We start from the raw sequence: 13,246 nt of genomic DNA, 5'->3' as shown, positions 1-13,246 counted from the left end.
GCGATGGCCTTGCTACAACTGGAGCGCATCAGCGCACAGTACCCAGGCGCCCCGGAACCGGTACTGTCCGATATTTCACTGGAGCTTGGGCCTCAGCAATTGCTGGTCGCCCTGGGCCCGTCCGGCAGTGGCAAGACCTCGTTGTTGAACCTGATTGCCGGCTTCGTCGAACCGTCTGCCGGGCGTATCACCCTCGATGGCGTGCCGGTCAAGGGCCCCAGCGCCGAGCGCGGCGTGGTGTTCCAGGACGACGCCCTGCTGCCCTGGCAGGACGTGCTGGCCAATGTGGCTTTCGGCCTGGAACTTGCCGGCGTGCCCAAGGCGCAGCGCGACGTGCGGGCGCGTGAAATGCTCGCGCTGGTGGACCTGGCCGGTTTCGACAACCGCCGCATCTGGCAACTCTCCGGTGGCCAGAAGCAACGCGTCGGCCTGGCGCGTGCGCTGGCGGCCGACCCGCGTGTACTGCTGATGGACGAACCCTTCGGCGCCCTGGATGCCTTCACCCGTGAACAGATGCAGGAGTTGCTGCTGCAAGTGTGGCGGCGCACGGCCAAGCCGGTATTCCTGATTACCCACGACATTGAAGAAGCGGTGTTTCTGGCCACCGACTTGATCTTGCTGGCGCCCAACCCCGGCCAGATCGTCGAACGCCTGCAGCTGGATTTCGGCCAACGTTACGCCGCCGGTGAATCAGCCCGCGCAATCAAATCCGACCCGCGCTTTATCGAAACCCGTGAGCATGTGCTGGGCAAAGTGTTCTCCCAACGGCAGGTGTACGCATGAGCAGTTACGAACTTCCCGCCACGGCCACCGAGCCTGCGACACATCCCGTGATCCCGCTGCGCCGTCGCCTGAGCACGCGCTGGATCAGCCTGCTGACCCTGGCGGCCTTGCTGGCCCTGTGGTGGGCGGTGACCGCCACCGGTTTGATCGAACCTTTGTTCCTGCCACCACCGTCCGCCGTGTTGCAAAAAGGCTGGCTGCTGGCAACCACCGGCTACATGGATTCCACTTTGTGGCAGCACCTGGGCGCGAGCCTCAGTCGCATCGGCCTGGGCCTGAGCTTTGCAGTACTGACCGCCGTGCCGGTGGGGATCGCCATCGGTGCCAACCGTATTGCCCGTGGCATTCTCGATCCGCTGATCGAGTTCTACCGGCCGATTCCGCCCCTGGCCTACCTGCCGTTGATCGTGATCTGGTGCGGCATTGGCGAGCTGTCCAAGGTGCTGCTGATCTACCTCGCTATCTTCGCCCCGATTGCCATCGCCACCGCCACTGGGGTGCGCACCGTCGACCCGGCCAAATTGCGCGCGGCGCAGTCGTTGGGCGCTACCCGCGCGCAACTGATTCGCCATGTGATCCTGCCCAGCGCCCTGCCCGATATCCTCACCGGTGTGCGCATCGGCCTGGGCGTGGGCTGGTCGACCTTGGTGGCGGCCGAGTTGATTGCCGCCACCAGCGGCCTGGGCTTTATGGTGCAGTCGGCGGCGCAGTTTCTGGTCACTGATGTGGTGGTGCTGGGCATCCTGGTCATCGCCCTGATCGCCTTCGCCATGGAAATGGGCCTGCGCGCCCTGCAGCGTAAATTAGTGCCCTGGCATGGCCAGGCACACTGAGTGAAGAACCCACAATGAGCAGCCTGACCGTTACCCCATTAAGCACCGCCCTGGGCGCCCAGATCGGCGGCGTCGATATCACCCAGCCGCTGAATCCCGAACAGCGCGACGCCATTGAACAGGCGTTGCTCGACTATTCGGTGCTGTTCTTCCGTGACCAGCCGATCACCCCTGCGCAACAGGCACGGTTCGCGGCAAACTTTGGCGACCTGCACATCCACCCGATCTACCCCAACGTGCCGGAACAGCCCGAAGTGCTGATCCTCGACACCGCCGTCACGGATGTGCGTGATAACGCGGTGTGGCATACCGACGTGACGTTCCTGCCCACGCCTGCTCTGGGCGCAGTGCTCAGCGCCAAGCTGTTGCCCGCGTTCGGCGGCGATACCTTGTGGGCCAGTGGGATTGCGGCTTATGAAGCACTGTCTGAACCGCTAAAGCGCTTGCTCGATGGCCTCACCGCCAGACACGACTTCACCAAGTCGTTCCCGCTGGAGCGCTTTGGCAACACCGCCGAGGACCTGGTGCGCTGGGAGGCAACACGCAAGAAAAACCCGCCGCTATCGCACCCAGTCGTGCGCACGCATCCGGTGAGTGGACGTAAATCGCTATTCGTCAGCGACGGCTTCACCACCCGAATAAATGAACTGGAACCGGCCGAAAGCGAGGCCATTCTCAAGCTGCTGTTCGCCCACGCCACCCGCCCGGAATTCACCATTCGCTGGCGCTGGCACGAGAATGATGTGGCGTTCTGGGATAACCGCGTCACCCAGCATTACGCCGTGGATGACTACCGGCCGCAGCGGCGGGTGATGCACCGGGCGACGATTCTTGGGGATGTGCCGTTCTAACGCTTGGCGACAGATCGTTCCCACGCTCTGCGTGGGAACGCCTCCTGTGACGCTCTGCGTCACGACTTTAAAGCGGACGCCGAGCGTCCGGGGCTGCATTCCCACGCAGAGCGTGGGAACGATCACCCAGTGGTGTAAGGTTATTCAGCGGTGGACGGTTTTTCCCACAGGTTGATCCCACCTTCCTGCGCAAACCTATCAATTTCCGCCAGTTCTTCTGCACTGAAGCTCAAGTTCTTCAACGCCCCGACGTTCTCGATAATCTGCTCCGGCCGGCTTGCGCCGATCAGCGCACTGGTTACCCGTGGATCACGTAACGTCCACGCCAGCGCCAACTGGGCCAGGCTCTGGCCACGGCGTTTGGCGATTTCATTCAGGCCGCGTACATGGGCGATGTTGGCTTCGGACAGGTGCTGGGCCTGCAACGAGCCACCACCCGGACGATTGACCCGCGCATCGGCCGGTACCCCGTTGAGGTATTTATCGGTCAACAAACCCTGGGCCAGCGGCGTGAAGGCGATCACCCCGGCGCCGAGTTCTTCAGTGGTGTCCAGCAGGTCTTTTTCCACCCAACGGTTGAGCAGGTTGTAGGCCGGCTGGTGGATCAACAACGGCACTTTCCACTCATTGAGCAACGCTGCGATTTCGCGGGTTTTTACCCCGGAGTAAGACGAGATACCGATGTACAACGCCTTGCCTTGTTGCACGGCGGTGGCCAGGGCGCTGGCGGTCTCTTCCAGGGGCGTCTCGGGGTCGAAGCGGTGCGAGTAGAAGATATCCACATAATCGACGCCCAGGCGTTGCAGGCTCTGGTCCAGGCTCGCCAATACGTATTTACGCGAGCCGCCACCCTGGCCGTAAGGACCGGGCCACATGTCCCAACCGGCTTTGCTGGAAATGATCAATTCGTCGCGGTAGTGCTTGAAGTCTTCACGCAGCAACCGACCGAAATTGATCTCGGCGCTGCCGTAGGGCGGGCCGTAGTTGTTGGCCAGGTCGAAGTGGTTGATACCCAGGTCGAACGCCGTGCGCAGCAATGCGCGCTGGGTGTCGATCGGGGTGCTGTCACCAAAGTTGTGCCACAACCCCAGGGACAGTGCCGGCAGCACCAATCCACTACGGCCTACGCGGCGATAAGGAATAGATTCATAGCGGTTTTCGGCAGCAATGTACGTCATCGAATCCTCTCTTGATCTAGGGCAAATAAGGCCCGGGAATAGGCATATTCCCGGGCCTTTTAAGCAGCTGAATCGCTTAAGTCTGCCTCTTCCTTTTACAGCAAAGAGCTACTTGAGAGGAACGCTATCAGCGCACCATGTGCAAGAACTGCAGATGGCGCTCGTACTGGTCGAGGATGTCATTGATGATCTGCTCCTTGGTGTAGCCCACCAGGTCATAGTCCTGGCTGCCCTCACTCAAGTGCACTTCGGCCCGATAGTAGCGGCGGTTGTTGATCTCTTTCTTGCCAATGCCGCCCAAGGCGAACGACGGTGTGAAATAGCCACGCATCTGCACCTGGTAGATGAACGGACGTTCTTCACCATGGCCGATTTCGAGGCTGACGCTGTCGTTGGACGGGTCGGGCTGGGTCACCACGGTAAGGCCCTTCTCGACAAACACTGCGGTCACTTCCTCAATCGCCGGGCGCACCGTGGTGTCGAGGAAACGGTATACCTCATCTCGGGATGGGAAATGCACCGCCTGGCTCAAACGCTGGCGCCAGCCACCTCGACCTTTGCGCGAAGCGGAGATCGGTGCCAGGGAATGCAACTGCGCGATCTGCTTTTGCGACTCCAGGTAGAACGCCTTGTGCAGCCCCCACATCATCAGCAGCAGGATCAGCGAGAACGGCAGCGAGGTCAGTACCACCGCAGACTTGAGCGAGTCGATACTGCCGGCGAACAGCAACGCACTGGTGACCAGGGCGGTCATCGCGCCCCAGAACACACGCAGCCACTTCGGCCCATCTTCATCCGCGTTGCCGCCTTTGGACGACAGGGTAGAGAGCACCACCGTGCCGGAGTCCGCCGAGGTCACGAAGAACACAAAGCTGATGAACACCGTGACCGCGATCACCGTCTTGCTCCACGGGTAGGTTTCCAGCAGCAGGTAGAGGCTCATCGATGGGTCATCGATCGCCGACTGGCCCAGTGCAGCCATGCCATGGTTGAGCACCTGGTCGATGGCGCTGTTACCGAAGATCGACATCCACGCCAGGGTGAAGCCCAGTGGAATCAGCAGCACGCCAAACACGAACTCGCGGATGGTACGACCACGGGAAATACGCGCGATAAACAGGCCCACGAACGGCGACCATGCGATCCACCAGGCCCAATAGAACACCGTCCAGCCGCCCAGCCAGTCGCTCGGCTTGTTGTAGGCGTATACATCAAAACTCTTGGTGGGCAGCGCCCCCAGATAGTCACCGATGTTCTGGATCAAGGTGTTGAGCAGGTGCTGGGTAGGCCCTGCGAACAACACGAACAGCAGCAGCGCACAGGCCAGCAGCATGTTGATGTCGGACATCACCCGCACGCCCTTGTCGACGCCGGCCACGGCCACGATGATCGCCGCGCCCATCATCAGAGTGATCAGGCCCACCTGGATCCACTGGGTATGGGCAATGCCAAACAGGTAGTCCAGGCCAGAGTTGAGGTGCAGTACGCCAAAGCCCATGTCGGCGCCCAGGCCGAACACCGTGGCAATGATGCCAAAGCCATCCACGGCGTAACCGATAGGGCCATTGATGCGCTTGCCGATCAGCGGGTACAGCGCCGAGCGCAACGCCAGCGGCAGGTTATGCCGGTAGGCGAAATACGCCAGGGCCATGCCGACAAACGCGAACACGCCCCAGCCATGCAGGCCCCAGTGCAGGAACAACACCTGCATGGCCTGGCGCGCCGCATCGGCGTTCATTGCTTCGCCCTGGGGCGGCTGCACCAGGTGCGTCAGCGGCTCCGAGACGCAAAAGAAAAACAGCGTGATGCTGATCCCGGCGGCGAACAACATGCCAGCCCAGGACAGGTAACTGAATTCGGGCTCGTCGTGGTCGGCACCGAGTTTTATCTTGCCGTAGCCCGATAGCGCGGTGACCACCACGAAGACCAGATACAGCGTCATCGCCAGCATGTAGTACCAGCCGACCGTATTGGCCGCCCAGTTTTGCGCCGCCAGCAGCCAGGCACCGGCCTGTTGCGGGATAGCGATGACCGTGATGCCGAACAGCAGGATGACGGTCGCGGCAAAATAGAAAACGGGCGCATTCATGCGCACCATGCCGCTGGAAGGGGTGGACGATGCACTCATGAACGATGCACCTCAAGGTTGCGGGATATGGCTGTAAAAAACGGACTCAGCAAAGGTAAGCCTCCTGTTGTGAGCGGGCAGCGAACCACCGGTTTAACTTGAACGAACGTTCAAGTTAAACATGAATAGGCGGTCTGGGACTAATCGCAGGGCTGAGTGGTAGGTGTTTCCTACACTAGCTCAGGGATTGGTATGACGCGTGAAGGAGACGAATCGTTCAGCAACCCGACGGTGAAATACATACGAAATGTGGGAGCTGGCTTGCGTGCGATAGCGCTGGGTCAGCCACCCATCTGTTGACTGATACACCGCTATCGCAGGCAAGCCAGCTCCCACACTGACCGGCGTTTGACTCAGGTATTACTTCTGCGCCCCATCATCATGCTGCAAATTCGCCTGGGTGATATTCGCCCCGGCCGGCACGCTGCGGGTCAGCCACACATTGCCGCCGATGGTCGAACCCTGGCCAATGGTGATCCGCCCCAGGATCGTCGCCCCGGCGTAAATCACCACATCATCTTCAACAATAGGGTGACGCGGGTGGCCTTTCTGCAATTGCCCATCTTCATCCGCCGGAAAGCGTTTGGCGCCCAATGTCACGGCCTGGTAGATGCGCACTCGCTCGCCGATGATCGCGGTCTCGCCAATCACCACGCCTGTGCCGTGGTCGATAAAGAAACTCGGGCCGATCTGTGCGCCGGGATGGATATCAATACCGGTGGCCGAGTGGGCGATTTCCGCACTGATCCGCGCCAACAGCGGCAGGCCGGCGCGGTACAGGTGGTGGGCCAGGCGATGGTGGATCACCGCCAGGATGCCTGGGTAGCACAGCAGCACTTCATCCACACTGCGCGCAGCCGGGTCGCCGTGGTAGGCGGCCAGTACGTCGGTGTCCAGCAGGCTGCGCAAGGATGGCAACGCCAGGGCGAAATCCTGGATCAGGCGAATGGCATGGGCGTTGACTTCGCTGTCGTCCTCACCGCTCTGGCGCGCGGCATAGCGCAACTCCAGGCGCGCCTGGGCGAGCAAGGCGTTGAGCGCGACGTCGAGGGTATGGCCCACGTAGAAGTCTTCGCTTTCTTCGCGCAAGTCCGCAGGGCCCAGGCGCATCGGAAACAGGGCGCCGCACAAGGCCTCAAGAATCTGTGCCACCGCCTCGCGGGACGGCAACTCGCGGCCACCATGCTCGCCACTCAAGCGCCCATTGCGCGTTCGCCACTGGTCGCGGGCGCCGCGCAGCTGGCTGACGATGGTCTGCAATTGCCAATGACTGGAACGCTCACTCACGGTATTCACTCCTGACGAAATGGCCATCACTTTACGGTATGCACCCAGGCAGCTCTTAAGAACCAATGGTGTGGAGCTAAGAACCTTTAGTCATAAGCGATTGGCGGTTGCCCGATGAAAAGTGCCTGCCTATAGTCCCCCAATCACTCAGCCACCGTGCGTAACCATGATCAAACAACAGCTCGACCGTTTTAACCGTCTGGAACTACTGGGCAGTGCCACGGCCCTGGAAAAACTCGAGCGGCTGTCGGCTTGGCTGGGCAGGGACATCTACGTCAAACGTGATGACACCACGCCGCTGGCCATGGGCGGCAACAAGCTGCGCAAACTCGAATACCTGGCCGCCGACGCCATCGCCCAGGGCGCCGACACCCTGGTCACCGCCGGCGCGATCCAGTCCAACCATGTGCGCCAGACCGCCGCGCTCGCCGCCAGGCTTGGCCTGGGCTGTGTTGCCCTGCTGGAAAACCCTACCGGCACCGACGACCCCAACTACCTGGGCAACGGCAATCGCCTGCTGCTGGAGCTGTTCGACGCCAAAGTGGAGCTGGTGGAAAACCTCGACAACGCCGACGACCAACTCAACGCCCTCGCCGACCGCCTGCGCAGTAACGGCAAGAAGCCGTACCTGGTGCCTATTGGCGGTTCCAATGCACTCGGCGCGCTGGGCTACGTGCGCGCCGGGCTGGAGTTGGCCGCGCAAATTGAAGACAGCGGCATTCAATTCGCCGCCGTGGTGCTCGCCTCTGGCAGTGCGGGTACCCACAGCGGCCTGGCCCTGGCCTTGAGCGAAGCACTGCCGCAGCTGCCAGTGATCGGCATCACGGTGTCGCGCTCCGAGCAAGCGCAATTCCCGAAAGTGCAGGGCCTGGCCGAACGCACTGCCGAGTTGCTCGGTGTGGCTATCCCCGACGCCTTCAAGGTCACCCTGTGGGACGAGTATTTCGGGCCGCGGTATGGCGAGCCAAACGCTGGCACCCTCTCGGCGATCAAACTTTTGGCCAGCCAGGAAGGTCTGTTGCTGGACCCGGTGTATACCGGCAAGGCCATGGCCGGTTTGCTCGACGGCATCGGGCGCCAGCGCTTTGAAGAGGGGCCGATCATTTTCCTGCATACCGGTGGCGCGCCGGCATTGTTTGCCTATGACTCAGTATTCAACTGATTGAATACTGTCGATGTGGGAGGTGTACATATTTCTAAAAAGAATATGAAATTGTATTTTTATTATTTTCAAGACTTAAAAACCCACCTTATCATCGCGCCGAAGGCGAAGACGCGCTTCGCGCTTTAGGGCAGGATACGACTACCGCGTCACCTGCTTCGCTCACCATAAAAAACACAGGGGCTCTCCATGACTATTTCTGCATTTCGTCGCACGCTGTTGGTTGGCACTTTGGGCCTCGCGCTTGGCGCTGGCTGGTTGGGCCAGGCGGTTGCCGGCGAGCAATTGAACACCATCAAGAAGGCCGGCGAGATCAAGATCGGCCTGGAAGGCACCTACCCGCCGTTCAGCTTTGTCGATGAAAGCGGCAAACTCAGCGGTTTCGAAGTGGAACTGTCCGAGGCGCTGGCCAAGGAGCTGGGCGTCAAGGTCAAGCTGCAAGCCACCCCTTGGGACGGCATCCTCGCCGCGCTGGAATCCAAGCGCCTGGACGCCGTGGTCAACCAGGTGACCATCTCCGAAGAGCGCAAGAAAAAGTATGACTTCTCCAAGCCTTACACCGTGTCCGGCATCCAGGCGCTGGTGCTGAAAAAGAACGTCGACTCGATCAAGAAAGCCGACGACCTGGCCGGCAAGAAAGTCGGTGTGGGCCTGGGCACCAACTACGAACAATGGCTCAAGGACAACCAACCAAAAGCCATTATCAAGACCTACAACGACGACCCGACCAAGTTCCAGGACCTGCGCATCGGCCGTATCGACGCCATCCTGATCGACCGCCTGGCCGCCCTGGAATACGCCAAGAAAGCCCCCGACACCGCCGCTGCCGGCGACGCCTTCTCCCGTCAGGAATCCGGTATCGCCCTGCGCAAAGGTGAGCCCGAGCTGCTCGATGCGGTGAACAAGGCTCTGGACAAACTGCGCGCCGACGGCACGTTGAAGACGCTGTCCGAGAAGTACTTCAACGCTGACGTCACGCAATAATGGAAGCAGGTTTCCAACTCGCGCTGGACTCCGCGCCCTTTCTGCTCAAGGGCGCGTACTACACGGTAATCCTCAGCCTGGGCGGGATGTTTTTCGGCCTGCTGCTGGGCTTCGGCCTGGCCTTGATGCGCCTCTCGCGCTTCAAGCTCTTGAGCTGGACCGCCCGGGTCTACGTGTCGTTCTTTCGCGGCACGCCGTTGCTGGTGCAGCTGTTCCTGATCTACTACGGCTTGCCGCAAGTGGGCATCGAGCTGGACCCGATCCCGGCCGCCATGATCGGCTTTTCGCTGAACATGGCTGCCTATGCGTGTGAAATCCTGCGGGCCGCCATCGCCTCCATCGAGCGTGGCCAGTGGGAAGCTGCTGCCAGTATCGGTATGACCCGTGCGCAGACGTTGCGCAGGGCCATCCTGCCCCAGGCGATGCGCACGGCGTTGCCGCCTTTGGGTAACAGCTTTATTTCACTGGTCAAGGACACGGCGCTGGCCGCCACCATCCAGGTGCCCGAGCTGTTCCGCCAGGCCCAACTGGTGTCGGCACGTACCTTCGAAATTTTCACCATGTATCTGTCCGCGGCCCTGATCTACTGGATCCTGGCGAGCATCCTGGCGCATCTGCAAAATCGTCTGGAAGACCGGGTCAACCGGCATGACCTGGAGTCTTGAAGCATGATCGTGGTTGAAAAACTGACCAAGCAATTCAACGGCCAGGTGGTACTCAACGGCATCGACCTTGAGGTCAAGGAAGGCGAAGTGGTCGCCATCATCGGCCCCAGCGGTTCGGGCAAGACCACCTTCCTGCGCTGCCTGAACTTCCTCGAAGAACCCACCAGCGGCCGTATCAAGGTGGGTGACATCGAGATCGACAGCAGCAGGCCGCTCAACCAGCAACAGGGCCTGGTGCGGCGCCTGCGCCAGCATGTGGGCTTTGTGTTCCAGAACTTCAACCTGTTCCCCCACCGCACCGCGCTGGAAAACGTCATCGAAGGCCCCATCGTGGTCAAGAGGATGCCACGGGAAGCGGCGGCCGAACTGGGGCGCAAGCTGTTGGCCAGGGTCGGCCTGGCGGGCAAGGAAGCGTCGTACCCGCGGCGCCTGTCCGGCGGCCAGCAACAGCGTGTGGCGATTGCTCGCGCATTGGCCATGGAGCCGGAGGTGATCCTGTTCGACGAACCCACCTCGGCCCTCGACCCGGAACTGGTGGGCGAAGTCCTGGCGACCATTCGCAGCCTGGCCGAAGAAAACCGCACCATGGTCATCGTCACCCACGAGATGAGCTTTGCCCGTGATGTGGCCAACCGGGTGATCTTTTTCGACAAGGGCGTGATCGTCGAACAGGGCGAAGCCAAGGCGCTGTTTGCCAACCCCAGGGAAGAACGTACCAAGCAGTTCCTGAGCAAATTCCTCGCCCACTGACGCCTCCCAGTGTAGGAGCGAGCTTGCTCGCGAAGAACGTTAACGATAACGCGGTGAATCAGATTGACCGAGTTGCCTGGGCGTTCTTCGCGAGCAAGCTCGCTCCTACAACGGGTTGCAGGTTGAGCGTGTAAAAGCCCCCGTCGCAAGCGCCTTAAAATCCCCCTCCCCGTCAGACCCGTCTGAATCTCGCCAAACCCGCCGTTTAGCCCTTTGCCTCCATTGACGCTCCTTGGCCAACCCTCTTATCTAGCGCCTTGAGGATTGGATCCTATCCCGGCTACTGACTGAATCGTGCCTTTCGAACCCCCTTGCGCCTGTGCGTCCAGGTTTCGGAACGATTGCTGCTGGCTGCATCAAGGAGATTACTTATGACACACACTCAAACCCCGGCCACGCTCAGTGCCCCAAGGCTTCCCCAGGCTATTGGAAACGGCATCAGCGCCCTGGCCTCCGCCCACTTGCAGGTCGATATTTCACCCTACCCGAGCATGGAAGAAGGCGACCTGATCGAACTGTTCTGGAACAACTGCTTCGCCGCCTCGCGCAAGGTGACGGCCTGCAGGATCGGCACGTGTACCCACTTATGCGTACCGCAGAGCTTTGTGCAGGACGGACCGGCACGCGTCCATTACCAGGTCTTGCAGATCGGCCATGGCCCGATGCGCTCGGCGGTGACGCTGGTGCGGGTCAAGACCAGCTATCCGGGCGGTCAGCCTTCGCCGCGCCTGAACCCTGAAGGCGGCGATGAAAATCAGAACCTGGCGCCGGTGAACCTGCCCGAGACGATCCGCCGCCATGGCGTCAACAGCAGCCAGGTAAGGCGCGGTATTCCGCTGACCATTGAGCCCTACCTGAACATGAGCACGGGCGATGCCATCACCTTGCGCTGGGGCGATGTACGCCTGGACCTGCCTCGCATTCAGGCCCAGGGCGTCGGCCTGGCGGTGCAGGTGTGGGTGCCGCCCCACGTGATTGTCGAAGCCGGCGACGACTGCCGGTTGGAGGTCACCTACTGCATTCTCGATCGCGTGGGTAACAACTCCCGCTGGGCGCCCGCCCGCACGCTGCGCATCGCCGCCTGCACACCGCCCCGCCCAGCCTCGCCCGCGCCAGGATATCAACCGCGTCGCTTCGGTTCACCCTGTGAACCGGGGTGACAGCCCTTCTATGCATATTCCTAAAAGTTAGTTTATTTAAATAATTAACACGCTTAGGGTATATGCACCGGACCACCGGACATTCCTGATTTTTCTGTTTATTTCATTGAATGCGAGGTCGGTATGGTCAGAATTACCCCGGTGCGCAACGCCAGGGCATTGCGTGCAGCCAAGGAGCGGCGCTGATGTCTAACTTGGCTCTAACATCCCCCCAGAGCGATCTGGACGTAGCCCCCCTGCTGTTGCCCGCCACGGTGCTGCGCAACGACGCCCAGGCGCTGAGCGCCGCCCACGAGCTGGCCCAGGCTGCACGCCTGCACGCCGCCCAGCGCGACCAGCAACGCAAACTGCCCTGGGCGCAGCTCGAACAGTTCACCCGCAGCGGCTTGGGCAGTATTTCCATTCCCCGTGAATACGGAGGCCCACAGGTGTCGTTTGTGACCCTGGCCGAAGTCTTCGCGATCATCAGCGCAGCCGACCCGGCACTCGGGCAGATCCCGCAGAACCATTTCGGCATCTTGCACGTATTGCAGGGCACCGCGACCGAGCGTCAGAAAAAGCAGCTGTTCCAGAGCGTGCTCGACGGCTGGCGCATCGGCAACGGCGGCCCGGAACGCGGCACCAAAAATACCCTGGAGCTCAAGGCACGCATTACGGCCGAAGGTGATGGGTACGTGGTCAGCGGCCAGAAGTTCTACTCCACCGGCGCACTGTTTGCTCACTGGGTCGCCATAAAAGCGTTGAACGATGACGGCAAGCAAGTCATGGCCTTCGTGCGGCGCGGCAGCGAGGGGCTGCGCATCGTCGATGACTGGTCGGGCTTTGGCCAACGCACCACCGCCAGCGGTACCGTCTTGCTTGATCGCGTGGCCGTGGAGCCGGAACTGGTCATCGACAACTGGCGCCTGGGCGAAAGCCCGAATATCCAGGGGGCCGTGTCGCAACTGATCCAGGCCGCCATCGACGCTGGCATCGCCCGAGGCGCCCTCGACGATGCCATTGCCTTCGTGCGTGAACGCTCACGCCCGTGGATCGACGCCAAGGTCGAACGGGCCAGCGACGACCTGTATGTGATCGCTGATATCGGCAAGTTGAAGATCGAACTGCACGCCGCCGAAGCCCTGCTGCGCAAGGCCGGCCAGGTGCTTGACCAGGTCAGCGCCGCACCGATCACCGCGCAGTCCGCCGCCCACGCCTCGATTGCCGTGGCCGAGGCCAAGGTGCTGACCACCGAAGTGGCGTTACAAGTCACCGAGAAGCTCTTTGAACTGGCCGGCAGCCGCGCCACCCTGGCCGAATTCAACCTTGACCGTCACTGGCGCAACGCCCGGGTGCACACCCTGCACGACCCGGTGCGCTGGAAGTACCACGCCATCGGCGCCTATCGACTCAACGGCACCTTGCCGGCTCGTCATTCCTGGATTTAACCAACCAGAACACTTTTTCCACGAGCTTCTGGAGAAAC

The 13,246-nt window shown here is 61.3% G+C and carries 12 protein-coding genes; 9 read left to right on the top strand and 3 right to left on the bottom strand.

What is annotated here, in order from left to right; translation table 11 throughout:
• The first annotated feature begins 3 nt into the window (after nucleotides 1–3).
• Genes tauB through tauD form a run of 3 tightly spaced genes read left to right on the top strand, consistent with a single transcriptional unit; the run spans nucleotide 4 to nucleotide 2,467 of the window.
• Entirely contained in the window at nucleotides 4–783 is a 780-nt protein-coding gene (gene tauB, locus AC1RAC_RS21330; protein ID WP_054896655.1) for a taurine ABC transporter ATP-binding subunit, read from the top strand.
• Nucleotides 780–1,616 carry a taurine ABC transporter permease TauC gene (gene tauC / locus AC1RAC_RS21325; protein WP_492616966.1) on the top strand — a complete coding sequence of 279 codons (837 nt, stop codon included), beginning with the start codon at nucleotides 780–782 and terminating at the stop codon, nucleotides 1,614–1,616. The genes tauB and tauC overlap by 4 nt, the downstream gene beginning before the upstream one ends.
• 14 nt (nucleotides 1,617–1,630) lie before the next feature.
• On the top strand, nucleotides 1,631–2,467 hold the full coding sequence (tauD, locus tag AC1RAC_RS21320; protein WP_492616965.1) for a taurine dioxygenase: 837 nt from the start codon (nucleotides 1,631–1,633) through the stop codon (nucleotides 2,465–2,467).
• A 140-nt stretch (nucleotides 2,468–2,607) separates the two neighbouring features.
• Here tauD and mgrA read toward each other — a convergent pair whose 3' ends face one another.
• From mgrA to epsC, 3 genes are all read right to left on the bottom strand, one after another.
• Nucleotides 2,608–3,645 (bottom strand): L-glyceraldehyde 3-phosphate reductase, encoded by a 1,038-nt coding sequence (mgrA, locus tag AC1RAC_RS21315; RefSeq protein ID WP_089042055.1) that lies wholly within the window; start codon nucleotides 3,643–3,645, stop codon nucleotides 2,608–2,610.
• Nucleotides 3,646–3,772: 127 nt separating this feature from the next.
• On the bottom strand, nucleotides 3,773–5,734 hold the full coding sequence (gene betT / locus AC1RAC_RS21310) for a choline transporter BetT (RefSeq protein ID WP_167514232.1): 1,962 nt from the start codon (nucleotides 5,732–5,734) through the stop codon (nucleotides 3,773–3,775).
• A gap of 399 nt (nucleotides 5,735–6,133) precedes the next feature.
• A complete protein-coding gene (gene epsC, locus AC1RAC_RS21305; protein ID WP_014716464.1) occupies nucleotides 6,134–7,060 on the bottom strand; it encodes a serine O-acetyltransferase EpsC in 927 nt (308 codons plus the stop codon).
• Between the two features lie 166 nt (nucleotides 7,061–7,226).
• Here epsC and AC1RAC_RS21300 point away from each other — a divergent pair, with 166 nt between their 5' ends.
• The 6 genes from AC1RAC_RS21300 to AC1RAC_RS21275 all read left to right on the top strand — a co-directional run bounded on the left by AC1RAC_RS21300 (nucleotide 7,227) and on the right by AC1RAC_RS21275 (nucleotide 13,208).
• Complete coding sequence (locus tag AC1RAC_RS21300; RefSeq protein ID WP_034125487.1) at nucleotides 7,227–8,222, top strand: D-cysteine desulfhydrase; 996 nt, start codon at nucleotides 7,227–7,229, stop codon at nucleotides 8,220–8,222.
• A gap of 189 nt (nucleotides 8,223–8,411) precedes the next feature.
• Nucleotides 8,412–9,206, top strand: coding sequence for a cystine ABC transporter substrate-binding protein (gene tcyJ / locus AC1RAC_RS21295; protein ID WP_014716462.1), 795 nt, complete (start codon nucleotides 8,412–8,414; stop codon nucleotides 9,204–9,206).
• Nucleotides 9,206–9,871: a cystine ABC transporter permease gene (tcyL, locus tag AC1RAC_RS21290; RefSeq protein WP_003187646.1), complete on the top strand. Its 666-nt coding sequence runs from the start codon at nucleotides 9,206–9,208 to the stop codon at nucleotides 9,869–9,871. The genes tcyJ and tcyL overlap by 1 nt, the downstream gene beginning before the upstream one ends.
• A 3-nt stretch (nucleotides 9,872–9,874) precedes the next feature.
• Nucleotides 9,875–10,621, top strand: coding sequence for an L-cystine ABC transporter ATP-binding protein TcyN (gene tcyN, locus AC1RAC_RS21285; RefSeq protein WP_054896660.1), 747 nt, complete (start codon nucleotides 9,875–9,877; stop codon nucleotides 10,619–10,621).
• 371 nt (nucleotides 10,622–10,992) lie between these two features.
• Nucleotides 10,993–11,781: a hypothetical protein gene (locus tag AC1RAC_RS21280; protein WP_492616964.1), complete on the top strand. Its 789-nt coding sequence runs from the start codon at nucleotides 10,993–10,995 to the stop codon at nucleotides 11,779–11,781.
• 185 nt (nucleotides 11,782–11,966) lie between these two features.
• Nucleotides 11,967–13,208, top strand: a complete 1,242-nt coding sequence (locus AC1RAC_RS21275) for an SfnB family sulfur acquisition oxidoreductase (protein ID WP_197881535.1) — start codon at nucleotides 11,967–11,969, stop codon at nucleotides 13,206–13,208.
• Nucleotides 13,209–13,246 lie beyond the last annotated feature (38 nt).

It is taken from the genome of Pseudomonas sp. GW823-FHT02F05 (assembly GCF_058797315.1).
This window is presented reverse-complemented; position numbering and strand designations above follow the sequence as displayed.